This is a genomic window from Pseudomonas sp. TMW22091, assembly GCF_022496705.1.
In the GTDB taxonomy this organism is placed as follows: Bacteria; Pseudomonadota; Gammaproteobacteria; order Pseudomonadales; family Pseudomonadaceae; genus Aquipseudomonas; species Aquipseudomonas saxonica.
On the sequence record NZ_SCFI01000003.1, the window covers coordinates 121,723 to 144,470 of the forward strand.

At 55.3% G+C, this 22,748-nt stretch carries 20 protein-coding genes and 2 pseudogenes; 13 read left to right on the plus strand and 9 right to left on the minus strand.

The window, feature by feature from the left end; genetic code table 11:
• Positions 1-162 precede the first annotated feature (162 nt).
• From EQV93_RS07095 to EQV93_RS07115, 5 genes are all read left to right on the plus strand, one after another.
• Positions 163-1,578 carry a mannose-1-phosphate guanylyltransferase/mannose-6-phosphate isomerase gene (locus tag EQV93_RS07095; protein ID WP_167654277.1) on the plus strand — a complete coding sequence of 472 codons (1,416 nt, stop codon included), beginning with the start codon at positions 163-165 and terminating at the stop codon, positions 1,576-1,578.
• 197 nt (positions 1,579-1,775) lie between these two features.
• Positions 1,776-2,426 (plus strand): winged helix-turn-helix domain-containing protein, encoded by a 651-nt coding sequence (locus tag EQV93_RS07100; RefSeq protein WP_240891235.1) that lies wholly within the window; start codon positions 1,776-1,778, stop codon positions 2,424-2,426.
• 77 nt (positions 2,427-2,503) lie between these two features.
• Complete coding sequence (locus EQV93_RS07105; RefSeq protein ID WP_146427316.1) at positions 2,504-2,893, plus strand: winged helix-turn-helix domain-containing protein; 390 nt, start codon at positions 2,504-2,506, stop codon at positions 2,891-2,893.
• A 97-nt stretch (positions 2,894-2,990) separates the two neighbouring features.
• The gene (locus EQV93_RS07110; RefSeq protein WP_240891236.1) at positions 2,991-4,562 is read left to right on the plus strand and encodes a gamma-glutamyltransferase family protein; all 1,572 of its coding nucleotides are present in this window, start codon (positions 2,991-2,993) and stop codon (positions 4,560-4,562) included.
• Positions 4,563-4,675: 113 nt separating this feature from the next.
• On the plus strand, positions 4,676-5,368 hold the full coding sequence (locus EQV93_RS07115) for a GntR family transcriptional regulator (RefSeq protein WP_122782669.1): 693 nt from the start codon (positions 4,676-4,678) through the stop codon (positions 5,366-5,368).
• Here EQV93_RS07115 and EQV93_RS07120 read toward each other — a convergent pair.
• The 4 genes from EQV93_RS07120 to EQV93_RS07135 are packed head-to-tail and all read right to left on the minus strand — an operon-like array spanning position 5,365 to position 11,152.
• Complete coding sequence (locus EQV93_RS07120) at positions 5,365-6,600, minus strand: amidohydrolase family protein (protein ID WP_240891237.1); 1,236 nt, start codon at positions 6,598-6,600, stop codon at positions 5,365-5,367. The two genes, EQV93_RS07115 and EQV93_RS07120, sit on opposite strands and share 4 nt — an antisense overlap.
• Positions 6,597-9,089: a branched-chain amino acid ABC transporter ATP-binding protein/permease gene (locus tag EQV93_RS07125; protein WP_240891238.1), complete on the minus strand. Its 2,493-nt coding sequence runs from the start codon at positions 9,087-9,089 to the stop codon at positions 6,597-6,599. The genes EQV93_RS07120 and EQV93_RS07125 overlap by 4 nt, the downstream gene beginning before the upstream one ends.
• Positions 9,086-9,955, minus strand: a complete 870-nt coding sequence (locus EQV93_RS07130) for a branched-chain amino acid ABC transporter permease (protein WP_146427322.1) — start codon at positions 9,953-9,955, stop codon at positions 9,086-9,088. The genes EQV93_RS07125 and EQV93_RS07130 overlap by 4 nt, the downstream gene beginning before the upstream one ends.
• A gap of 3 nt (positions 9,956-9,958) precedes the next feature.
• Positions 9,959-11,152 carry an ABC transporter substrate-binding protein gene (locus EQV93_RS07135; RefSeq protein WP_122782665.1) on the minus strand — a complete coding sequence of 398 codons (1,194 nt, stop codon included), beginning with the start codon at positions 11,150-11,152 and terminating at the stop codon, positions 9,959-9,961.
• A 186-nt stretch (positions 11,153-11,338) separates the two neighbouring features.
• Here EQV93_RS07135 and EQV93_RS07140 point away from each other — a divergent pair, with 186 nt between their 5' ends.
• Positions 11,339-11,737, plus strand: coding sequence for a nuclear transport factor 2 family protein (locus EQV93_RS07140; RefSeq protein ID WP_122782664.1), 399 nt, complete (start codon positions 11,339-11,341; stop codon positions 11,735-11,737).
• A gap of 274 nt (positions 11,738-12,011) precedes the next feature.
• Positions 12,012-12,221 (plus strand): hypothetical protein, encoded by a 210-nt coding sequence (locus tag EQV93_RS07145; protein WP_122782758.1) that lies wholly within the window; start codon positions 12,012-12,014, stop codon positions 12,219-12,221.
• 47 nt (positions 12,222-12,268) lie between these two features.
• Here the strand turns inward: EQV93_RS07145 and EQV93_RS07150 are convergent, their stop codons facing one another.
• Positions 12,269-12,832 (minus strand): RrF2 family transcriptional regulator, encoded by a 564-nt coding sequence (locus tag EQV93_RS07150; RefSeq protein WP_122782663.1) that lies wholly within the window; start codon positions 12,830-12,832, stop codon positions 12,269-12,271.
• Positions 12,833-13,131: 299 nt separating this feature from the next.
• On the opposite strand from EQV93_RS07150, the gene EQV93_RS07155 reads away from it, so the two are divergent.
• The 3 genes from EQV93_RS07155 (at position 13,132) to EQV93_RS07165 (ending at position 16,425) form a co-directional block, all read left to right on the plus strand.
• On the plus strand, positions 13,132-14,337 hold the full coding sequence (locus EQV93_RS07155) for an NAD(P)/FAD-dependent oxidoreductase (protein ID WP_240891239.1): 1,206 nt from the start codon (positions 13,132-13,134) through the stop codon (positions 14,335-14,337).
• A gap of 176 nt (positions 14,338-14,513) precedes the next feature.
• Entirely contained in the window at positions 14,514-15,347 is an 834-nt protein-coding gene (locus tag EQV93_RS07160) for a hypothetical protein (RefSeq protein WP_233609185.1), read from the plus strand.
• 22 nt (positions 15,348-15,369) lie between these two features.
• The gene (locus tag EQV93_RS07165) at positions 15,370-16,425 is read left to right on the plus strand and encodes a linear amide C-N hydrolase (protein ID WP_240891240.1); all 1,056 of its coding nucleotides are present in this window, start codon (positions 15,370-15,372) and stop codon (positions 16,423-16,425) included.
• A gap of 291 nt (positions 16,426-16,716) precedes the next feature.
• Here EQV93_RS07165 and EQV93_RS07170 read toward each other — a convergent pair.
• A pseudogene (locus EQV93_RS07170) lies at positions 16,717-16,845 on the minus strand (DDE-type integrase/transposase/recombinase); the annotation flags it as partial.
• A gap of 104 nt (positions 16,846-16,949) precedes the next feature.
• On the opposite strand from EQV93_RS07170, the gene EQV93_RS07175 reads away from it, so the two are divergent.
• Together EQV93_RS07175 and EQV93_RS07180 are read left to right on the plus strand one after the other, a co-directional pair.
• On the plus strand, positions 16,950-17,783 hold the full coding sequence (locus tag EQV93_RS07175) for an oxidoreductase (protein ID WP_240891241.1): 834 nt from the start codon (positions 16,950-16,952) through the stop codon (positions 17,781-17,783).
• Positions 17,784-17,805: 22 nt separating this feature from the next.
• Positions 17,806-18,744: an AraC family transcriptional regulator gene (locus EQV93_RS07180; protein ID WP_003403454.1), complete on the plus strand. Its 939-nt coding sequence runs from the start codon at positions 17,806-17,808 to the stop codon at positions 18,742-18,744.
• On the opposite strand, the pseudogene EQV93_RS07185 reads toward EQV93_RS07180, so the two are convergent.
• Both EQV93_RS07185 and EQV93_RS07190 read right to left on the minus strand, forming a co-directional pair.
• A pseudogene (locus EQV93_RS07185) lies at positions 18,736-18,978 on the minus strand (transposase domain-containing protein); the annotation flags it as partial. The gene EQV93_RS07180 and the pseudogene EQV93_RS07185 sit on opposite strands and share 9 nt — an antisense overlap.
• Positions 18,979-19,267: 289 nt before the next feature.
• Positions 19,268-19,543: a hypothetical protein gene (locus EQV93_RS07190; RefSeq protein WP_146386249.1), complete on the minus strand. Its 276-nt coding sequence runs from the start codon at positions 19,541-19,543 to the stop codon at positions 19,268-19,270.
• A gap of 1,484 nt (positions 19,544-21,027) precedes the next feature.
• Between EQV93_RS07190 and EQV93_RS07195 the strand changes: the two genes are divergently transcribed.
• Complete coding sequence (locus EQV93_RS07195; protein WP_208727523.1) at positions 21,028-21,765, plus strand: hypothetical protein; 738 nt, start codon at positions 21,028-21,030, stop codon at positions 21,763-21,765.
• A gap of 144 nt (positions 21,766-21,909) precedes the next feature.
• Here EQV93_RS07195 and EQV93_RS07200 read toward each other — a convergent pair whose 3' ends face one another.
• On the minus strand, positions 21,910-22,680 hold the full coding sequence (locus tag EQV93_RS07200; protein WP_122782656.1) for an IclR family transcriptional regulator: 771 nt from the start codon (positions 22,678-22,680) through the stop codon (positions 21,910-21,912).
• Positions 22,681-22,748 lie beyond the last annotated feature (68 nt).

Genomic DNA, 22,748 nt, shown 5'->3' on the forward strand with positions numbered 1-22,748 from the left:
GACAGGCGGCCTTTCTGTAGAAGGCGCTGTAAAAAAAAATGGATTTGAGTTCAACTGAGCGCCGCTGACTATCCGCCAGCCTGATGAGTGCTGTTGACTTCACTCAGACCAACGTATTCGTGGAAGAAAAGTCCTTAGATTTTTCCAGCTCAGGACGCTCTAATGATGACCCAAATTTTGCCTGTCATTCTGTCTGGAGGCTCAGGTTCCAGGCTCTGGCCCCTCTCGCGCCAACTCACTCCCAAGCAGTTTCTGCCCTTGACGGGTGAGCTGTCGATGCTGCAAGTCACCCTGGAGCGATTACGCGGGCTCAATACCGCGGTGCCGCAACTGATCTGCAACGAGCAACATCGCTTTATAGCGGCCGAGCAACTGCGCCAACTGGGTCTTGAGCAGGCCAATATTTTGCTGGAGCCGGTGGGCCGCAATACCGCGCCGGCCATTGCGCTGGCGGCCCTGCAGGCGTGCAGTGAACAAGCAGACCCCCTCTTGCTGGTACTGCCAGCTGACCACCTGATTAAAGATGTACCCGCCTTTGAGGCCAGCATTCACACAGCCCTGCCTTTGGCACAGGCGGGCAAACTGGTGACGTTCGGGATTGTTCCCAGCCATCCTGAAACCGGCTACGGCTATATCGAAAAAGGCGAAACCATTGGCGCGGGAGGTTTTCGCGTAAAGCGCTTTGTGGAAAAACCAGACCACGACACAGCACGCGAGTACCTGACCCAGGGCGGTTACTTGTGGAACAGCGGCCTGTTTATGTTTCGCGCCAAATGCTACCTGCAAGAGCTCGAACGTTATCGCCCGGACATTCTGGCCGCCTGCCGAACGGCATTGGCCGGTAGCACGCGCGATATGCATTTCACACGCGTCGACGAAGCCGCTTTTGCAGCCTGTCCGGAAGACTCGATTGATTATGCCGTGATGGAAAAAACCGCTAATGCGGTGGTCGTGCCGCTCAACGCTGGATGGAGCGACATTGGCTCGTGGACGGCGCTCTGGGAGGTCAGTGACAAGGACGACCACGGCAATGTGTTCAAGGGTGACGTACTGAATCGGCAGTCGCGCAACACCTATGTCCATGCCGACAGCAGACTCGTCGCGGCAGTGGGTCTTGAAGACCTGGTGATTGTTGAAACAACGGATGCGGTGCTGGTGGCGCATAAAAATAATGTGCAAGAGGTGAAGCACATCGTCGAGCAACTCAAAAGCAGTTCACGCACCGAGCACTTGAACCAGCGCACCGTGTACCGCCCTTGGGGGATCTATGAATGCGTGGCCAATGGGCATCACTATCAGGTCAAGCGCATTACCGTAAAACCGGGTGCCAAACTGTCTGTGCAAATGCACCGGCACCGGGCCGAACACTGGATCGTGGTCAGCGGTACAGCCCGAGTGACCAATGGCGAGCGAACCTACCTTATTGGCGAGAACCAATCGACCTATATACCGATTGGACAGGTGCATGCACTGGAAAACCCGGGCCTCAACCCTCTGGAGCTCATTGAAGTTCAATCGGGTTCATACTTGGGTGAAGATGACATCGTCCGCTTAGAGGATAAATACGGGCGCTCATAACAACTATAAACACTGGGCCCGCACGACAAACAGCAACATCCCTGTTCAGTCATGAAATATGACATTACACTCTCGTCATTCATGAATTTAGCGCAGGCGGTAATGCCTAAAAAGGCCGCCCCTCGGTAGGTGAGGTGGGACGTATGCTTTTTTCAATATACCGAACTGACATATTCCCCCCCTCGGCGATCAGTTTCGTGCAAAACGAAGCGCTGCTGAATCACCTGAGAACAGTTATCAGCCCAGACACTATGCCGCTGGGCACGTTTAATAAAACAAAGGACATGGACTATGATTTGAACAGCGTCAAAGCTGTTTTTATCGAAGCGGGTATAGCCAGTCACCTGGACGACAGTCTTGAAATAATCAAACAGGTTCGCACAGTCAATCAACGGGCCTGCATCTTTGTTTTGGTGACGCATCCCGGTACGTTATCAAACGTTGACTATCATATTGCCGGCGCCGATTACTGCATAAAGTTACCGGGTAATGAACAGGATAAAACACGCTTATTAGTACGCGCACTTAACGAGTCTCGCTGGAACTACGCCCCTGTTCAGCTAAGGCTTGACCGCACGAAGTTACGCTTGTGCAGCGCCACCCGCACACTCGAACTCACACACACCGAGATGATGATTCTCGACACCTTGCTGCGCGCACCGCATCAGGTCATGAGTTATGAACACCTCGTAAAAGCGCTGGCCGCGACCATTGTCTTTTACGACCCTAGAGCCCTGGAGAAAGCCATCAGTCGACTCCGGACAAAGATAAAAAACGCGCATCAGCTCAAACTGATCTCCAGTGTTCGCAGTTTTGGCTATCGACTGCGCCGCTCAAGCGTGTACTGACACTAAGCACGCCTGATGCCGTCATTCACGGTACAGGTCTTCACCCAATAACTCTTCACGCAGGGAAGCGCTGAAATATGGACACCGCATTAAGCACACGACCTGAACATTGGGTATTCGATTTTACCGCCCGAGAACTGCGTACAACGCACATCTGCATTCACCTGACCTCGACCGAATCCCTGCTGATCAAAACGCTGATGCACAGCCACTCAAGAATTTGCAGTAAACAGCAGCTCATTCTGGGTATCGACAAAGACATACACCGTTATAGCGGCCTGGAGATGTGCTTGAGCCGCCTGCAACTTAAATTCAAAGATGCCTTTGGCGAACGCCTATTCAGGTCCGTGCGCAACTGTGGTTACTGCCTGGTGCAAGATCTGCAAACCCCTCTCCCGAATGGCAAGGCGCTCGGCCGGTTGCACAGACATCAAGGTGCAGGCTCCTCACCTGTTTCTCAGGTATAGCAATTCCTCTGCCTAAGACTGCCACACCTGAAAGGCACACATCTTGCTCTGCTAACAATCAACATACCGATAGCTAGCAAAGAGTGAGTCTTTAACCATGATCGCTACCTCCAGTCGTGCCGTGATCTGTACCCCCCATGCTGATGCAAGCGCCGCAGGCATGCGAATTCTCGACGCGGGCGGAACAGCCATCGACGCGATGCTGGCAGCCAGCGCCATGCTTGCAGCGGTTTTCCCGCACATGACCGGCTTGGGCGGCGATGCCCTATGGATGCTCCACGACAGCAAGGTGCGCACCATCGTGGGGATTGGTCAGGCCGGGCAGTGTTTGCCTGAGGGTGCAACCATCACCTTGCGCGGGCCAGCTTCGGTTGCCAGCACGGCGGGCGCAATGGCGAGTTGGAAGAGCGCAGCGAACATCAGTCGCCATGAGTGGGGCTCCAGACTGGGCTGGGCCGATCTGTTAACCGACGCCGCGTACGTGGCGCAGGCAGGCGCCAAGGTTTCGCAATCGCAGCTGTTCTGGCAAACCCTGCGCCAGCCACTGATTGAGCAATTACCGGACCTGCATCGTCTGTGCAAGACCGAAGGGCGCTGGCTGCGCGAAGGCGACACCCTGCGCCAGCCAGAGCTGGCCAATACCCTGCAGCATCTGGCGAAAAACGGCGTCGACGATTTTTACCACGGCGAACTGGCCCAGGCTTTCGGGGCCGCTTTTGATCGCCTCGGTTGCGGTTTGACCGCTGCTGATCTGGCCGCGACCCGCGCGCTCGAAGTCGCTCCCCTTTCGGTACGTTACCGCGAAGGCCGACTCTACAATGTCGCGCCACCCAGCCAGGGCTTATACACGTTGCAAGCCATGGCCGCGCTGCAACACAAACCGCTTGCGCACATCGACAACGGCAGCGCGCGCTACTATCACTCGCTGGTCGAAGCCATCAAGCAAGGGCTGTTGCGGCGCAATGCTCAGTTGTGCGATCCACTGAGCAGGCCCTGGAATTTTGCGGCCACTCTGGAGAACCCGCAGACTCAAGCCTATGCCGACGCCATCGATGACCAGCAGGCTGCACCGTGGAACGAGCCGGGCCGCCCCGCCGATACGGTATGGATGGCTGCGACGGATGCCCAGGGCCGCACGGCCTGCCTGATCCAAAGTCTGTTTCATGACTTTGGATCAGGCTGCATTCTCGGTGACACCGGCGTGCTGTGGCAGAACCGCGCAGCCGGGTTCAACCCCAACTCGGAGCACGTTAACGCCTGGGCACCGGGCAAGCGTCCGGCCCATACCCTCAACCCGTCCTGCTACCTGGCAGATGATGGCCGACGCTGGTTCTTCGGCACCCAAGGGGGCGATGGTCAACCGCAAACCCAGATGGTGCTGGCGACCCAGTTGATCGACTACCAGCAACCCATTGATCGGGCCCTGCAAACCCCGCGTTTTCTGCTGGGCCGCAGCTTTTTCGACAGCACTGACAATCTGAAACTGGAAAGCGACATGGGCGCCTCGACCATTGAAGGCCTTGCAACGCTGGGCCATGAGGTGGAAATCATCCCTGCCCTCAGCCCGATGACCGGCCACGCCGGGATCATCGCCATTGATGCCAATAACCAACGCAGCGCCATGCATGACCCGCGGGGTGAAGGCACAGCCCTCGCTCAGCCACACTGATCGCTGGAAGCAGGCATTTGCCGGGCTCTGGCTGCTGGCGGATAATGCCGCCGATCGTCCACCCTCCACAGGTTTGTGGTGCGGCATGAGGCGTCTGGACAACAGAGGAAAGGATGGGCTTGAACACTGTCACCGCCAAACAGCTTGAGGTGCAACGTATCGTTGATGCGCTATTCAAGGCGATCGCCCAGCATCGCCTGCCGCCTGGCACACGGTTGATCGAAGCGCAGATTGTCGAGACCCTGCACGCCAACCGCAATCACGTGCAAGTAGCGTTACAGCGTCTGGCGATGCAAAAAGTGGTCACCATCGAAGCCAATCGCGGCGCCATGGTGGCCCAACCGACGGCAAAGGAAGCACGCGATATTTTCAGCGCCCGCCGAGCGATTGAGCGGGCAATCGTCGAAGCCATCACCCCTGCAGCCATGCGTAAACATCGCCAGCGCATCGCCAGTCACATGAACAACGAACGCAAAGCCACGAGCGACACAGATCGACGTGCCATCGTCCGCGAACTGAGCGAGTTTCACCTGCTGCTGGGCGAGATCAGTGGTAATGCCGTGCTCAGTGACATCCTGGCCAATCTGATGGTTCGCAGTTCATTGATCGTGGCGCTGTATCAACGTAATGATGTGCCCTCCTGTGCTTCAGATGAGCATCAGGAGATCATTACCGCACTGGAGAACGGCGATCACGCAAAAGCCGTAGCGGTCATGCTCGAACACCTTGAGGAACTTGAAAGCCAGTTAGCACTGGAAGAAAGTGCGCCTGAAGAGTTCAACCTCAAGCAGGCGCTGACTGATTAACCTGCTGGCGTCGGTTTCATCAGTTGCCCCGCCGGGCGACTGAACGTCTGCCTACCGCCTTTGAAGCCCATCAACGGTGCGCTTATTTCGGCAATGACCGCCGCGGGCGAAGGCGCGTCGAACACGATGAAATCGGCGCGACAGCCGGGCAGCAGGCCGTAATCGGCCAACCGCAACATACGGGCGGCCTCGCTTGACACCCACGCCAGGCATTGCAGCAACTGCGCCGGCGTACCCATTTGACTGACGTTGGCGAACAGATTGGCCTGACGGACCAATGAAGCATCACCATAGGGCGTAAACGGGTTGCCAATGTTGTTGGTGGAGACCGAACAGGTCACACCGCACGCGCTCAAGTGTGCCAGTGGCGCCAGCCCTCTGGGTTTGTTGTGGAACGCCTCACGACCCATCAAGAACAAATCGGTACTGGGCAGGCAGGTCACCTGCACGCCCACTTTCGCCAGGTGCAGGCCCAGCGCCGTCAGTGGCTCTATGGGCAAGGCTGATAACTTGGTCGCGTGGCCGATGGTGACGCGCGATCCCCAGCCGTACTCCTGCGTACAGCGAGCCACTTCCATGACGGTCATGCCTTCGGGGTTGAGGTCGAAATCCAGATGAAAATCCAGGTCACAGTCATAGCGCACCGCCAGCTCGAACAAGCGCTGGATCTGCCCGTTCGGGTCACTGTCCATGTAGGGGCAGCCACCGAGTACGGTTGCGCCACTGTCCAGTGCCTGGCACAACAGCGCCTCAGTACCCGGATTATTCAGCAACCCCTCTTGGGGAAATACACAGATTTCCAGGCTGATGGCCCAGGCATAATCGGCTTGCAAACGGCGCACGGCATTGAAGCCGGTCAAGCCAACCTGCGGGTCCAGCTCAACATGGGTACGCATGTGCGTGGTGCCTTGAACGATTGCTTTGTCGAGGACTTGAGCACCGCGCCGGTACACATCGTCCTCGGTAAACTCGGCTTTCGCTGCTCGGGTTTGAGCCACCGCTTCGGCCAACGTGCCTTCATGCAGATGACAGCGATGCATGATGCAGGCCTTGTCCAGATGAATGTGGGTTTCGACCAGGCCCGGCATCAAGAGCTGGCCACGCAAGTCCAGGGTTTGCCAATGGTTTACGTGGGCACTGAAGCGGGCAACGAAGTGACCGTTCTCGACATACAGCTCAGCCTCGCGGTTATCGCTTCCCAACCGTGCATTAATGATTTTCAACGCGTTCATGCAATGGCCCCTTCACCCAGATAAGCAGCAGCCAGCGCTTTATCATCGCGCAGCGCGGCACAGCTGGCGGCTTTGACAATAGTGCCGGTGTCCAGCACATACGCACGGTCCGCCACTTGAAGTGCCAGGTTGGCCATTTGGTCCACCAGCAGTATGGTCACACCTTCGTCACGCAGTACGGCCAGTGCGTCATACAGCTCACCGATCATGGCAGGCGACAAGCCCAGAGAGGGTTCATCCAGTAGCAGGATTTTTGGCTTGGCCATCAGGCCGCGGCCCACCGCAACCATCTGTTGTTCACCTCCAGAAAGCAGCCCGGCCGGGTTGTTGATACGGTCGCGAAGCCGCGGGAAGCGCTTGAGGATGGCCTCGATTTCAGCGTCGGCATCGAAGGTTTCGCGCCGTGAATACCCGCCGAGCAACAAGTTATCGCGCACGCTCAGATACGGGAATACCTGACGACCTTCCGGGACCAGCGCCAGCCCCTTGGCCGCTACTGTGCTGGCGTCGGCCTGCTCGATGTTTTCGTTGTCCAGCAGGATGCTGCCGCTGCTGGCGCGATGCAGGCCTGCCAGACACTGCAGGATGCTCGATTTACCCGCGCCGTTTGCGCCGAGAATGGCCACCAGTTCGCCGGGATTGACCAGCAGGTTGACCTTGTCCACCACCGCCGCCGCACCATAGTCGATGACCAGATCCTTAACGTACAGACGCGCATCGCGGCTGCCATCCCACAGCTGCTCACGAGGCGTGGCCTGATACTCGGTACCGCCCAGATACGCCGCGATGACCTGCGGATTTTGACGAATTGCTGCAGGCGAACCCGACGCAATAGGCTTGCCGGCGTCGAGTACCAACAAAGACTCAGACACCGACATCACCAGCGCCATGTCGTGCTCGACCAAAATCACCGTCAGACCAAAGCCCGCCAGTTTGCGCAGCAGCACGGCCAGCGCATCGGTATCGCGACGGCTCAGCCCCGCTGCCGGTTCGTCGAGTAGCAAAACGGCTGGGGCCGTGGCCAATGCGCGGGCAATTTCCACCAGCCGGCGATCCACATGGGGCAGATCCTCAGCCGCAATATTGACTTCGCCGCGATACCCCACCAATGCCAGCAAATCCAGCGCCAGACTTCGCTGCTCATCCGTCGCAAGACTGAACGGCAGGCCCAGACGCCCCTTCTGCATCGCAACCAGAAGGTTATCCAGGACCGTCATCTCACCGAACAGCAAGGTGGTCTGATACGTACGGGCGATGCCAGCTCGGGCACTTTTCCAGGACGACAAACCCGCCAGCGGCTGTTGCAGTTCAATCTGGCCGCTGTCCGGGGCATAAAAACCGCTGATCATATTGAGAACCGTGGTTTTACCCGCACCGTTCGGGCCAATGATGCTGGTAATGCTACCGGCAGGCGCAAACAGACTGACGTGTTGCGCAGCCTGCACACCGCCGAAGCGAATACCTATGTCAGTGACCCGCAAGCCTGAGGACACGCCACGACTACGCAAGTGAGCGGCGATGCGCTCCTGATTGATGTGTGTGGGCGCCAGCAACCGGGTCGGTTTGATCCAGCGTCGAGCGACGGCACCCAGCAGGCCGTTGGGTGCGCCCCAAAGCACTAATAGCAAAAGCACGGAAAACATCAGCAGGCGGTATTCGGCAAAATCCGACAGCAGTTCCGGTACCAGCACAATCAGCAGTGCGCCAATGAGCGGCCCGAACAGCATGCCGCTGCCTCCCACGATCACCGCCAGCACAAACAAAATGGACTGAGAGAAAGGAAACGACTCAGGATTGATGAACATCAGCAAGGGCGCGAGCAAGCCGCCCGCCAACCCGGTCAATGCGGCAGACAAGGCAAACGCCAGGGTTTTACTGATCACCGGATTGAAACCCAGTGAACGGGCAGCAATTTCCGAGGCTTTAACGGCCCGCATCGCCTTGCCCCAACTGCTGCGGTACAGGCGCTGATAAAACAGCAGCGCACCGATCATCAGCGCCGTAGCCAGCAGTGCCAGCAACACGGCGGGATCAAGACCGGCAACTTCCGGCAGCGGGATGCCCATCAGACCGTTGGAGCCACCTGTCACGTCCCGCCACTCAATCAAACCGTGATGAACCACAAAGGCAAAGGCAATGGTGATCATCGCCAGGTACGGGCCGCTGACCCGAAGGGCGGGAATCGCCAGCAGCGCACCAACCAGCCCTGCAACCGCACCCGCAATTGGCAGGGCTAACCACAGCGGCCAGCCCGCCAGGGTCAGTAAGGCCGTGATATAGGCCCCAATCGCGTAAAAAGCGATATGACCGAAGGAAATCTGGCCACTCAAGCCAATCAAGACATTGAGACCCACACCGACCACCGTCACCAGAGCGCACAGGGTGAAAACCAGCAGTGAGTAGCTGTCCAGCGTGAACGCCATCACGCAACAGGCAACGGTAAGCAGTGCAAGAAAGACAGGAGCCGCCAGGGTGTTGAGCTCTTTCATACTTTCACCACTGCTTGACTGCCGAACAGACCATTGGGACGAATAGCCAGCGCAAGGATGACCAAAGAAAACGTCAATATCTGAGTGAATGCGGATCCGAAATACAACGTAATGAGCGCTTCAGTCAGACCAAACAACAGCCCTGCGGCGAACACACCGCCCGCGCTGCTGATGCCTCCCAGAATGGCCACTGCAAACGCTTTGAGGCCGAACAGCATGCCCATTTCTGCGTTCACGCTGAACAACGGCGCAATCAGCAAACCCGCCACCCCGGCGAATACGGTGGAGACTGCAAAGGCGATGGCGACTACACGGTTGACGTTGATCCCCATCAACATCGCCGCGCGGGGGTTTTGCACGCAGGCTTCAAGCACTTTGCCCAGCCGTGTGTAGCGCCTGACCAGATACAGCGCCAGGGCAATCGCGGCACCGACCAAGGGGATCAGTACTTGCAGTGCGCCAACGCTGCTGCCAAACACATCGACATTCAGATTCAGCAGGCTGCTTTCAAATTGGCGTGGCTCCTTGCCGAAGGTAAAGAGCGCCAGGTTATCCACCAAAATGCCGCCCGCCACCGTTGCCATCAGCCACGCCTGCGACCCGCGACTATGAAAGGGTCGAACCAGCCAGCGTTCAATCACCAAGCCATACAAGGCACAGAGCAACAGGGTCAGCGGCAAGGCCAACCACAATGACCAGCCCCACGTTATGCAAAAGGTGTAACCCAGCACGGCGCCGACCATCATGGCACTGCCCTGGGCAAAGTTGACGGTGCGCGAAACGACGTAAGTCAGGTGAAACCCCAACGCCAGCAACGCGTACATGCTGCCCAGGCCAAGGCCTGTAACAATGGCGGCGGTGAGCATGGCTTACTCCTCAGGCTTGAGCGGCACTATCTGGTCGTTGACCACGTGAGTGAACTGATAGTCATCAGGCCCCAGCGCGTCATGGACGGATGCGCTAAACGGTTGCTTGTAGTGCTTGATCAAACCGTCGTACTCGTTGATCGCGTAATACCCGTCGCGTATGGCCTTACCGTCAGTACTGCCGGCTTTTTCTATGGCTTGAGCCGTGAGATGCAGGGCGTCATACGCGTTGGCAATGCCTACAGCCGGCGTGACATCCGCCAGCGTCTTGATCTGTGGGTAGGCCGTTTTCAGCGCGGCCAGCAGAGCATCGCCCTTGGCACCGTTGTGCTCGGTGAAGACGTAGGTTTGAATGAAATGCACGCGAGAGGCGTTCGGCCCCGCCAGCTCGCCAAAACGACCGCCGGCCGGCCCCCAGTGCGAGACCACGGGTACATCCCAGCCCATTCGATCCAGTGATTTGACGACTTGGGCCGAAGGCCCGACGTTACCGACCATCAGCAAGGTATCGGCCCCGGCGTTTTTCAACCGGGTCAATTGCGGTACCACATCAAGGTCGCTGTCCTGGATCCGCTCGACACCGGCATTGCTCAGGCCACGTTTGTCCAGTGCGCGCTTGAAGCCCGCCTCGTTGGACTCGCCCCAAGGGTTATTGATCAGAATCATCCCCGGCTTCTTCATGCCGTTATCGACGCCGTATTTCACCAGCGCCTCATCCACCCGCTCATCTACAGCTGAAACCCGGAACACGTAATTATCGGCAGCGCCGTTCTCGGTAATTTTCGTACCCGCAGCCCAAATGCCCATGAACGGCACTTTCATCTGATTAGCCAGCGGCACGATGGCCAGCGAAACCGGCGTATCAAGGCCACCGAACAGAACCGCGACTTTTTCGCGCTGGATCAGTTCGCGTGCAGCGAGCATGCCTTTGGACGGGTTACTTTCGTCATCGCGGCGCACCAGTTCCAACGGACGTCCGAGCACGCCGCCACTGGCGTTGACCTCATTGATGGCCATGGTCAAACCCCGTGTCAGGGCCTCACCGGATTTGGCCGACTGACCGGACAGTGCTGCCACCAGACCGACTTTGATCGGCGGCTCAGCCGCTTGCGCGCCACTGAACATCGCCAGGTTGAGCGTGACTGCCGCAGCCACGGGAAACAGCAGACGCTGCAGGTTTAAAAGCCGGATTGCCATGGTTAATCCTCATGATTGCTAGCAGTTGCATAATTATTGCTAGCAAGTAGGATGCCAGTCACCGCCAGGCTTTAAACAACAGTGTTTGCGGCAATTTCTGTCTTTTTACGCGCCATTTGAAGGCAGACCGCACTATACCGAGGCATTTTCATGAAGGCCTCCCCTACCCCATCAGGAGTAATAGCCATGCCAGAAATCAATAAAGATGTAGAAATTGTTAGCAACTTTCTTGAGGCTTCCATGGCCCCGGATCCCGTTCGAGCAGCGACCTTCATGAGTGACAACGTGAAAATCACGTTCACCGGCGGACGATCCATGCCCGACCCTCAGGCCATCACTGCGTTCAATGGCTCACGCTACGCCTGGGTCAAAAAAGCCTTGGGGAATTTCGACTGGATGGACCGCGGCGACCACACTGTGGTGTATTCCAACGGAACGCTGTACGGCGAGTGGTCGGATGGCCGTAGCTTCTCTGGCAACCGCTATCTGGATCGCTTTGAAGTGCGTGAAGGCAAAATCACCCACATGGACGTCTGGAATGACAGTGCTGAATGGTTGCTGACGCCGGAAATAGCCAAGGCTTGAGATTAGCCTTCTGAGGCTGGGCCTTCAGGCGCTGAACGTCCCTGCTGGGCCGGCCCAGACCAGTCGCCTTGGGGGCACCCGTTTTTTGCGAGCCCCCTGGTGACCCATCGAGTCACTCTGGCATTCAATATTCAATGCCTGCAGGCATCAACACGAAAAACCCCAAGAGCATCTGCGCCCACTGCGATAGCATGTGGCCAATAATCAATGAGTGCCATGTAACGCGGTGGCGATTTATGAACATCTCTAACATCTCGGACAAGACGTTTTGACCATGCCGAAACAACCACCTGAAAAGTCTGGTCCCGCGACAGCTGCGGATATAGAACGATCAATCCAGGCCTTGAACACGATGGCAGAGCGCCTTTGGGGGGACGGCAGAGAAGCTGAGGCTAAAGCGTTGCTCGACGCCCTGGATGCGTTGAATCGAGCACTGGATAGAATCAGGATTGGCGAACATCGTCGGGTGAAAACACTCCACTGATGCGCTCTGCCCGCCAAGCAAATGAAAAAATCCCTGTCCGTAAAGGCTCAGTCCGTGACATCGCATAGCGGGATATGTCGGCCGCTGGAAGCCTGAGCGCTGACTTTCTTCTCTCGGCGCTGGCTAATCCACTGATCCACTTGAGCTGGAAAATCAGAGGGTGATTTGCGCCCAACCTTTCTGGCCAGATCCAGAATCGTTTGTTGGGCCAAGGCTTCTTCCATGCGTTTTTGCGCGGTCAACATGGCCGCGTGAACCGAGCAATGCCCCTCTAGCGCCCAATCAGGCGCAGCCCCCTCGAACAGTGCACAGCGACCGCGAATTTCCTTGCAGTCAAAAATCATCTTCTGCCCGTCGATGGCATTGACGATGTCCAACAAGCTGATTTCGTCGGCAGGCCGGGCCAATTTAAATCCCCCGCGAACACCTTCAGTGGCAACGACGAGCGTGGACTTGGCCAGCTTTGTGAATATCTTCGCCAGATAATCCAGCGGCACCCCTTGCAACTCAGCAAGGTCTCGCACGCTTGCCTCTCGACTCTCGCCCCGATCCCCTACCAGAAATATCAGGCAGTGAATTCCGTACTCAACCCCAGCGCTGTAAAAGGACATGGGAATCTCCGACTAATTTAGTCGCAAATACTAGCTGCGATTCGTAAAAGGATCAAATTTTCCATCAGCGCTTCAAGGCCATTTGGCCGCGCACTTGCGCCTTATCAGGTGCGAATTTCGTGGCGCCCTACCTCAGCAGCACAGGAAAACGCTTGCGCCGAACAACTACGACCAATATAGTCGCCGTTCATTGGCGTGAAGGACAAATGCTTTTCACCACTGCCTTGCGCCAGCAACTCGTGCGTCCTCCCCATGCGAGGCGCCCTCACACATCCACGGGTTACGGCCTGGAGTAACACATGAAAAAGCAGATTTTGATTCTTGGTGCGGGCTTTGGCGGATTGTGGGCGGCGTTAAGCGCCACTCGGTTACTCAGCCTTCATGACTGTCACGATGTCGAAGTGAGTGTGCTGGCGCCACAGCCGGAGCTGCGCATACGACCCCGTTTTTATGAGCCGAATGCACATCAATTGTTTGCGCCTATTGGCGAGCTATTGAATGCAGTGGGCGTCAACTTCATCACAGGCACAGCTGAACGCATTGATGTTGAGCATAAAACGGTCGCTTACCATGATGCTTTGGGGGCCATGAAGACGCTTGCCTACGACAAGCTGGTACTGGCGACTGGCAGTCGGCTCGCGCTGCCCGATGCGCCGGGTGTTACGCAATACGCCTTTGACGTGGACCAGATTGAGCAAGCCATGCGACTGGAGCAACACCTCCTGCGCCTGGTTGATTTGCCAGAGAGCAAAGCCCGCAATACCGTCGTGGTGGCGGGTGGTGGATTCACCGGGATTGAAACCGCGACCGAAATGCCAGCTCGCCTGCGTGCAGTTTTGGGTGAAAACGCCGAAGTCGAAGTCATAATTGTCGACCGTGGATCGAAAGTTGGCGCCTCGTTAGGCACTGAAATCGCTCAGTCGATTGCTCAGGCCTGCGAAGCGCTGGGCGTAAAATGGCGCTTACAGACAACCGTGGTGGCCGTTGATGAGCACGGCGTGACACTCAGTGACGGCCAGCGCATTGAAGCCAACACCGTAATCTGGACAACCGGAGTACGGGCCAGCTCATTAACTGGCCAAATCCCTGGCGAGCGCGACTCCCTTGGCCGCTTACATGTGGACGGCAACCTTCAAGTAATGGGTCAGCCGGATATTTTTGCGACTGGCGATGTTGCTTATGCCGCCACCGATGACCTTGGCAACCACGCATTGATGACTTGTCAGCATGCCATCGTTTTGGGCCGCCACGCAGGCCATAACGTCGCCGCACACATGTTGGGTGAAGAACCGATTATGTACCGTCAGCCCAAGTACGTTACTTGTCTGGATCTGGGCGGCTGGGGAGCAGTGTATACCGAGGGCTGGGATCGTCAGGTCTTATTGACTGGCCCAGAAGCCAAGGCGCTCAAAACGCAGATCAACACAGTTTGGATATACCCGCCAGCGGCCAGTCGCGAAGCAGCGTGGGCAGCAGCGGATCCGCTGATTCCTATCGTGGCTTGAATGCGAGCCAACAGCCGGCGCACGAATGGGGAAAACCTCTGAACATTACTCCGGCTAATGCAAATCCTGTGACGGGTTCGCCAATAAATCGCAATGGAGCATGAACCCGTTGACGCTATCGTCTAGGCTAAATCGAGTTTGTTATTTATCGCGTATTGGTCAGGATGACTTCATCAATGTCAGCACCCTCAACCGCTATAGCGTCATTAGTTAAAGTAATGGCGTCAGCGTTCACCTTGTTAAGTGTTTTGCAAACGGCCAATGCCAGTGAAAAGTCACTTGATTCAAACCCTGAAAATAGCCAGTGGTTAGTGTTGGTGAGTCCATTTGCGTGGGGGCCATCGATGAAGGGGAACGTAGAACTCGGTGGGGTGCATACCCAGGCAGACCTCAGTGCAAACGAGATCCTTCATAATCTGGACTCTGTTTTCATGGGCAATGTTGAAGTCACCAATCGTACAGTCGGTTTTTTCATCGATGGGGTTTACGCCAAGACCAGCCAGTCCGATAGAGTCTTAGGCCGCAAAGTTGGCCTCGAAATCACGCAAACAACTTTCGCGGCGGGCGCTTACTACCGTGCCTACCAGTACGAATTGGGGGGAACCACCGTTTTTAATGAACCTCGAACGTGGCGCGTGGAACCCATGCTCGGGGTACGCTGGACAAAACTAACCACCACGGTCGATGTGGACTCTCTGGGTTTCAGCACCCATAAAAAAACCCATTGGACTGACCCTTTTGTGGGACTGCGCAGCCAAGTTGATTTAAATGATAGATGGACCTTGTCTGGCGCTGTCGACACGGGAGGGTTCGATACGTCCTCCAAAAAAACTTATAACGGGCAGGCTTATCTCGGGTACAGGCTATATCTGATGGAGCATCCGACATTAATTCGTCTGGGTTATCGTGTGTTGGCGCAAGACTATCGAACTAAGGATTTTACAGGCAAGACGTTCAAATACGATGTCACTCAGCGCGGGCCTGTACTGGGTGTGTCCATACGTTTTTAACGCCTGATAAAGGAGCAAGGGAATGAAAAAACAGCATCTGAAAGTTATGACGTTGGCTTTGACAGGCCTACTGACTTCTGCACAGCTGGCACATGCCTGCACACGGTTGGTTTACCTGGGTGACAATCAGAATGTGATCACCGCCCGGTCCATGGACTGGAAATCTGATGTGGGGACCAACCTGTGGGTTTTCCCTCAAGGTATGCAACGCAATGGAGAAGTGGGCACAAACTCCGTTAAATGGACGTCCAAATACGGCAGTGTCATTGCCACCGGTTACGATATCTCAACAACAGACGGCGTAAACGAAGCAGGGCTTTCTGCGAATTTACTGTGGCTCGTTGAATCAGAATACCCACCCCTCACAAAGGGCAAGCCCGGCTTGAGTATTGCGGCATGGGCTCAGTATGTACTTGATAATTTCAGCACGGTGACTGAAGCCGTAGAGGTTCTGAAAACTGAACCTTTTAATGTCGTGACTGCAGCGGTGCCGGGCGAGAGTCGTCTCGCCACACTGCATCTATCAATGTCGGATGCCTCTGGTGATAGCGCTATCATTGAATACATTGATGGCAAGCAAGTCATTCACCACAATCGCACTTACCAAGTGATGACAAACTCCCCTGCTTTCGCGGACCAGCTGGCGATGAACGCCTACTGGCAATCCATTGGCGGAACAGTCATGTTGCCTGGCACCAATCGTTCGGCTGATCGATTCGCTCGTGCATCCTTCTACGTGAACGCTGTTCCTCAATCACAGGATCCACGCCTGTCATTAGCCAGTGTGTTCAGTGTTATTCGCAACGTGTCTGTACCCTATGGCATCACAACACCAGGGGAACCAAATATATCTTCAACGCGCTGGCGCTCGGTGATTGATCACAAGCAGGGTCTCTACTTTTTTGAATCGGCTATAACGCCCAACACTTTTTGGGTGGATCTCAAAAAACTGGATTTTTCAAAAACCACAGGAGTGGTCAAGAAGCTGGATCTAGGTCCCAATCAAAGCACGATCTATTCAGGGGAAGTATCGAGTCAATTCAAAACAGCACCCGCCTTCAAGTTCGAAGGTGCTTAGACCTCATAATTAAGCGCTTATTAATTATCGCCACCGCTTTGTAATGCTCACAGCTCGTTGAGCAAGCGCATTACAAAGCGGTACGCATGATGGTGTATGACGGCTTCAGGCAAGCTTAGCGCTTAGGCCTGCGTAAGCGTCTGGCCAAGGCCCCTTGTCGTTGATGCCACCAGACTAACCAATCACATGAACAGGATCGCAGGCCTAGTCGGTTAACACGGTGTAAGTAACAGAATTAGGCCCTCTCAGGCGCCAGCGGGGACACTCATCCCTCCATCCTCCATGACGACGGCGCCTGGCTGTCTTGAAAGCGATGATTTCGCCGTTGTAGAGATCAAGTATCGGTGAGAGGTAAAGTTTCTGCCCGCCGCCCCGAAACTCCGTCACATCCGTAACCCATTTCTGATTTGGTCTCTTGGCATTTAACTTCTGATAGGAATAGGCAATGCTCTAAGACAAACCGGCATAGGTGACCGAGTTTTCGATAGATACCATGGCCTCGTCCCTACTTATTGGAAGTCGCCATGAACAGCAGAAAAACTATATTCATCACGGGGGTGAGCAGTGGCTTCGGCAACGCGCTGGCGCAAGAAGCTCTTGCAGCGGGCCACCGTGTCATAGGTACCGTGCGTAGTGAAGCCGCCTTGCGCGCCTTTCAGGCGCTCTCCGTGGATCATGCTCATGGGGTGATTCTGGATATCACTGACTTCGCCCGGATCGACAGCGTAGTAGCTGCTATTGAAGCAACCCACGGCCCAGTCGACGTGTTGGTCAACAACGCCGGCTACGGTCATGAGGGCATCTTTGAAGAGTCGCCGCTGGAGGAAATGCGTCGCCAATTCGACGTCAACGTGTTCGGCGCGGTAGCGGTGACCAAAGCTTTCGTGCCTTATTTTCGCAAGCGTCGCACGGGTCATATTCTTAATATCACTTCTATGGGCGGCACCATCACGATGCCGGGCATCGCGTACTACTGCGGGAGCAAGTTTGCTCTCGAAGGTATCTCCGATACGCTGAGCAAAGAACTGCTACCTTTCAACATCTTCGTGACCGCCGTGGCACCTGGCTCGTTTCGCACTGACTGGGCCGGTCGTTCGATGCAGCGCACCCCACGAAGCATTGCTGACTATGACGCCAGTTTCGACCCGGTACGTAAGGCCCGGGAAGAAAAGAGCGGCAAACAACTTGGCGACCCGCGAAAAGCGGCGCAAGCGATGCTGCAGGTTATTGCCAGCCCGATACCACCGGTACACTTATTATTGGGCAGTGACGCGCTGGGGCTGGTCCGTGACAAGCTGAATCGCACGGCCAGGGAGATTGATCAATGGGAAGCGCTGACCCTTACCACCGACGGTTGAGCGGCCAGCAGAGGGGACATCAATGAATCGGGCCGACTCACGCACCTCGCGCATGGTGCATTTGATGGAAACCCTCGCGCCGGTCGAGGGCTACAACCTCAGCGCGCTAGAGGATATCCGCTTTTTGCGTTCGAATCGGCCACTGACTCGCACTCCGGTGCTGTATGACCCGGGTATCGTGATCCTGTGCCAAGGGCGCAAACGTGGCTATCTGGGCGATGACGTATACGTTTATGACGCCCAGCACTATCTAGTGGTGTCCGTCCCAGTTCCTTTCACCATGGAGACCGATGCCAGCGAGGCGCAGCCAATGCTGGCGGTCTACATGCGCCTCGACTTACAAATGGCCAGCGATTTGATACTGCAAATGGATGAAGCTCTCGGGCCAAGTGATGCCCAGCCCAAGGGCATGTATGCCTCGCCAATGGACGATTTGCTGCGCGCCTCGACGCTACGCTTTCTTGAGGCGATGAGCAGTCCGGGCGAAGCGCAAATACTTGGGCCGTCGCTGGTGCGGGAGATCTACTACCGCATCCTAACCGGCGAGCAAGGGGGCTCGATGCGCGCCGCGCTCAATCGCCAGGGTCACTTTGGTAAGGTCACTCGTGCGATCCGCAAGATCCATAGTTGCTACCAGGAGCGCCTGGATGTGGTGTCCCTTGCCCAAGAAGCGAGCATGAGCGTGCCCAATTTTCATCTGCACTTTCGCAGCGTGACGGACTCGTCGCCGATGCAATACCTGAAGTCGACGCGCTTGCACCAGGCGCGATTACTGATGCTACGCAACGCTATGACCGCTTCGACGGCGGCGTTCAATGTAGGCTACGAAAGCGCCTCGCAATTCAGCCGCGAATTCAAACGTTTCTTTGGGCGCACGCCCCAGGCAGAGATCGAATGGATGAAGGCGACTTACGCACTGCCTGCGCCGTCCACACCATCTATGTACGTCTCGTCACATTAGCGATGAGCCGACCCGCTGCTCCGGCAACCCCAGTAGCAGCCGCGTCAGCACATCTTTGAGATAAGCATACGGATCATGCCCGTTGAGCCGCGCCGACTGGATCAAGCTCATGATCGCCGCCGCCCGTTTGCCGCTGCGCAGCGAACCTGCAAAGAGCCAGTTTTTGCGACCCAACGCCCACGGTCGGATTTGGTTCTCGCGCCAATTATTGTCAATGGGTACGGGCCCGTTATCGGGGCTCTTGCAAAAGACGTAGGACGCAGCGGTGATATGATCGCCAGTTAACTTGCCCTGAGCAATTCACGATACTCTGCCAGAATCAGCACCGAAAGTACTTAGCCAGTACAACGTCATTTTTACTTATGAATCTCTCTTTGCCCGCCCCCAAGACAAGGCAGTCACAACGATTGATTCCAATTGAAAACAAGAAAGAAAAAAACACAACACACAACAAAACACACCGGCTTTAAATTATTTTTTTTAATTTCCTTGCTCACACATTCACCTTGCACCCACTAAAAACTTAAACCAAAAAGAAAGCCACCTGGCGATACAGGGCAATAACACCCTCAAGATAATCAGCCGCTTCATTACCCTCAAGCAGTCCAGCATCATACAACGCCTCGATATAACCTGACGCCCTACCATAAAGTTCATCGAGTTTAAGCCTGTCACTGGCAGCACTTATTTCAGCCTTCAACCCTTTTAGCATTTCAATCAGCGAAGACTCAATTGATCCATCACACTCACACGTCCCATAAAGTTCACACTTTGACGCTCTAGCCTTACAGCAATGCATACACCTTCCTTAATGAAACCAGTCACTTAAAGCACTGTATTTTTAACGCAAAAGCCGATCCAAAACCACGTTAGACATTAAAATCAGCAACGACAAAAAACAGGTTCAACCCAGGCAAATGATAATCGCCACCATTTCCAAGTATTGACCTAATATTTTTCAGACCTTCCACTTACTAACTATCTACCCACTTCAACCAGAAAAACCACTCATGCGACAGTCATCGCCAACCTGCCAGTACACTGCGTTCACAAACGCGTTCAGTTTTCCTTGCTTCTGCACACCCACACTTTATGACCTGAGCACATACCCAGGTGAACATGAATGTTTGATAGGCACGTGATATACGGCTTAACGTTTGCAACGTCCTCCAAGTGTAAATGACTTTCATTTAGTGTGGTTATTATTGATTAAATTGACCTTAAATAAAATGAGGGAGATCTGTCAAGACTATTGCGGCCCTGGATGTAGCTGAACACCCTTTGGAATGGCCTATGAACGAGCTCTCCAAAGGCGGCAGAATCATTGAACAACAGGGGCGGGACGACATGATTGGCGCCCGCTGGAACAAGGATGAGAGCCTTGTGATGGCGATGATTGCTTGATTACCACAGCTGTCTCTGCCAACCCATTTACGTCGGCATTGATGGGTCGAGTGATGGTTTCAAACTTGCCTTCACAAGCAAAATGGGCACAGTTTTTTCCAGACAAAAAACACCCAAACTCAGCTGAGCCCTGTGTTGAACGTAGAACCGCTCGCTGTTTGTATTTCCCGATCGACGGAACCTCAACCTGTCATTTCTCTCAGTTGTGATTCAGCTCAAGTCATCTCACGATAAACGCTCAGGCATAAGATAACTTGAGGTATAAAAAATGCCCACAGGAACTGTAAAAGTTATTAAAAACGGCGTTTGCTTTATTTTACCCGACGACAGCGACGGAACATTGATTGCTGGCCCGGTCGCCGATAACGCACTCTCCCCCGAACAGCGAGTTTCGTATACAGTCAGCCCAAACCCTAACAAGCTTATCGATCAACCTACTGCCACAAGTATCAAGTTAGTTCAGTGAACACGGCATGACAGACACTGAGCATAACTCACTGAGATGCCGCAATTAATCGATTGCGGCCTGCCAGCTCTTTTTGCAGCGTAAGGATACCTGTCTGCGCCCTTAATGCCCGCTGAACCCAAGGTTGCGCCGATGCCGCAAGCCGCGACGAGCAATACAGATTTACGCCCTAGGCAGCGTCCTGCAGACTGAAAATTCAAGCGCTTAACGCTATGTTTTGATCTGTCAGGAGAGTCAACAGCTGACTACAAACGTTCAATCCCCGTCTGGTTTATTGTGCTTTAGTCATTTGCTGCTACCGTTCGTACATCCTTGGAGCTCTTTGCTCGAAAAGTAGTATCGGACGAGAATCCTTAAATATGGAAATAATTTATTTTCGTAATATTCTGACAGTGGCTCTGTCTCTTGCGTTTATGCAAACCAGCGTTGCAGATAATGCGGACACCGCCAATAAAAGTAATAATCCCTTGAACCTAGCTCCCGGTCTTAATATCCAGGACTATTACACGCCCCAGCTATACGACACTAATATCCATACCAATGACACGTTACTGCGTGGGACGTTGCCAGTTGCCCCGAACGATTTTATTGGAGTACCGCAACTACTGAGAGCCACGTTGCCTATCAGTACACGCCCGGATCCTCACGGCGGATACTCCACTGGCATAGGCGACTTGAATCTGTTCGATATCTTCCTGTTGAAAACAGAGGGCGTTCAGTTGGGTATCGGGCCACAAATTACAGCGCCCACAGCTGCTCACGATGAATTGGGTACGGGCAAATGGCAGGCTGGCCTTGCAGCAGTTGCAATAGATTCATCACCCAGAGGTCTTCTGGGTGCCTTGGTTCAATATCAAAGCTCCTTTGCAGGTGACAGCGACCGTCAGCATGTGGAGAGCGCAACGTTCCAGCCCTTCATCATTCACAATCTTCCCAAAGGCTGGTACCTGCGCTCCACAGGCACCTGGACGTTCGATCTAAAAAACAACACCCATTACATTCCCATCGGATTCGGCGTTGGCAAGGCGTGGAAATCCGGGAGCAATATTCTTAACGCTTTTGTGGAGCCCCAATGGACCGTGGACCGAAAAGGTGAGGGCCTTGCGCAATTCACCCTCTTCGCCGGGATCAATGTCACCTTCGGTAAATAAATTCACCCTTATCCCACGCGCGACCAAGCGAGCAAAACCAAACTGCTTTCTCCTTCTGGCAAGCCTTGGGAGCGCTGCATCAGATAATCCAGAAGGAACCCGTGAACGAAAGAGATCGCCTCTACAGGGTGTTCTGAACAGCTTTCAGGCCATCGCCTGCTGCACATCGCCAATAGTCGCGGCCAGGCTGTTGAAGTGCAGGCTCAGCACCCGCTCTACCGGCGCCTCATCCATCGGCCATTGCAGCGCCATACTGCCGACCAGTCGGCCATCGGCATGGATCGGCAAAGCGACCGCGCGAATCAGGAACGGCAGGCGCACCGGGTATTCCCAATAGCCTTCGGTACGCTGACCAAAGCCTTGGTGCAACACCTGTTCAGTTGCGTTGAAGAGTGTTTCGTCGGTCAGTTGTTCACGGCCAGCCAGGCGCTCCACTTCATGACTCTCCAGCTCGCCGAGGCAAGCCCGACCCATGGCCGAATGAAACAGGCTGGCGTGCTGGCCGACGATCTGCCAGTTGTTCGGATAACGCTTGCGCAACACCGTGGGGATCGCGCTTTCCAGGACCTCCACCCGCTCGCCGTCAAAGCACGACAGGTCGGCCACCAACCCGGTGCGCTCGCTCAACGCCTGCAGCAACGGCGCCGTGTTTTCGACCAGACGCCGTTTGAAGCGTTGCTGACTGTCGCCAAACAGGCGCCTGGCGCACAAGCGGTAACGCCGGTCGCTCAAGCCGCGATAGATCCAACCCTGCTCCTGCAAGGTCAACAACATGCGCGACACCGTGGCCTTGGGCAGGCTCGTCAGGTAGTGCAACTCTTCCAGGCCCAGAGCCTGATGCTCACCCAGCAACTCGACGATCGCCAGGGCGCGCGCGACGGAACGTACGCTGCCGGTTTCTGTCTTGCTATCCATGTGTACGACCTCCCTAAACCCGAATCGAATAACCCGGATGGATGATCGCTTTATGCAGCAAGATTCAG

Coding starts and splice junctions, on each gene's coding strand:
- EQV93_RS07125 (WP_240891238.1), bottom strand. CDS start 9,089: ATGAAAGAGCTCAACACCCTGGCGGCTCCTGTCTTTCTTGCACTGCTT.
- EQV93_RS07165 (WP_240891240.1), top strand. CDS start 15,370: ATGAAAAAACAGCATCTGAAAGTTATGACGTTGGCTTTGACAGGCCTA.
- EQV93_RS07200 (WP_122782656.1), bottom strand. CDS start 22,680: ATGGATAGCAAGACAGAAACCGGCAGCGTACGTTCCGTCGCGCGCGCC.
- EQV93_RS07140 (WP_122782664.1), top strand. CDS start 11,339: ATGCCAGAAATCAATAAAGATGTAGAAATTGTTAGCAACTTTCTTGAG.
- EQV93_RS07145 (WP_122782758.1), top strand. CDS start 12,012: ATGCCGAAACAACCACCTGAAAAGTCTGGTCCCGCGACAGCTGCGGAT.
- EQV93_RS07115 (WP_122782669.1), top strand. CDS start 4,676: ATGGGCTTGAACACTGTCACCGCCAAACAGCTTGAGGTGCAACGTATC.
- EQV93_RS07155 (WP_240891239.1), top strand. CDS start 13,132: ATGAAAAAGCAGATTTTGATTCTTGGTGCGGGCTTTGGCGGATTGTGG.
- EQV93_RS07195 (WP_208727523.1), top strand. CDS start 21,028: ATGCAAACCAGCGTTGCAGATAATGCGGACACCGCCAATAAAAGTAAT.
- EQV93_RS07160 (WP_233609185.1), top strand. CDS start 14,514: ATGTCAGCACCCTCAACCGCTATAGCGTCATTAGTTAAAGTAATGGCG.
- EQV93_RS07135 (WP_122782665.1), bottom strand. CDS start 11,152: ATGGCAATCCGGCTTTTAAACCTGCAGCGTCTGCTGTTTCCCGTGGCT.
- EQV93_RS07105 (WP_146427316.1), top strand. CDS start 2,504: ATGGACACCGCATTAAGCACACGACCTGAACATTGGGTATTCGATTTT.
- EQV93_RS07180 (WP_003403454.1), top strand. CDS start 17,806: ATGAATCGGGCCGACTCACGCACCTCGCGCATGGTGCATTTGATGGAA.
- EQV93_RS07110 (WP_240891236.1), top strand. CDS start 2,991: ATGATCGCTACCTCCAGTCGTGCCGTGATCTGTACCCCCCATGCTGAT.
- EQV93_RS07190 (WP_146386249.1), bottom strand. CDS start 19,543: ATGCATTGCTGTAAGGCTAGAGCGTCAAAGTGTGAACTTTATGGGACG.
- EQV93_RS07175 (WP_240891241.1), top strand. CDS start 16,950: ATGAACAGCAGAAAAACTATATTCATCACGGGGGTGAGCAGTGGCTTC.
- EQV93_RS07130 (WP_146427322.1), bottom strand. CDS start 9,955: ATGCTCACCGCCGCCATTGTTACAGGCCTTGGCCTGGGCAGCATGTAC.
- EQV93_RS07120 (WP_240891237.1), bottom strand. CDS start 6,600: ATGAACGCGTTGAAAATCATTAATGCACGGTTGGGAAGCGATAACCGC.
- EQV93_RS07150 (WP_122782663.1), bottom strand. CDS start 12,832: ATGTCCTTTTACAGCGCTGGGGTTGAGTACGGAATTCACTGCCTGATA.
- EQV93_RS07095 (WP_167654277.1), top strand. CDS start 163: ATGATGACCCAAATTTTGCCTGTCATTCTGTCTGGAGGCTCAGGTTCC.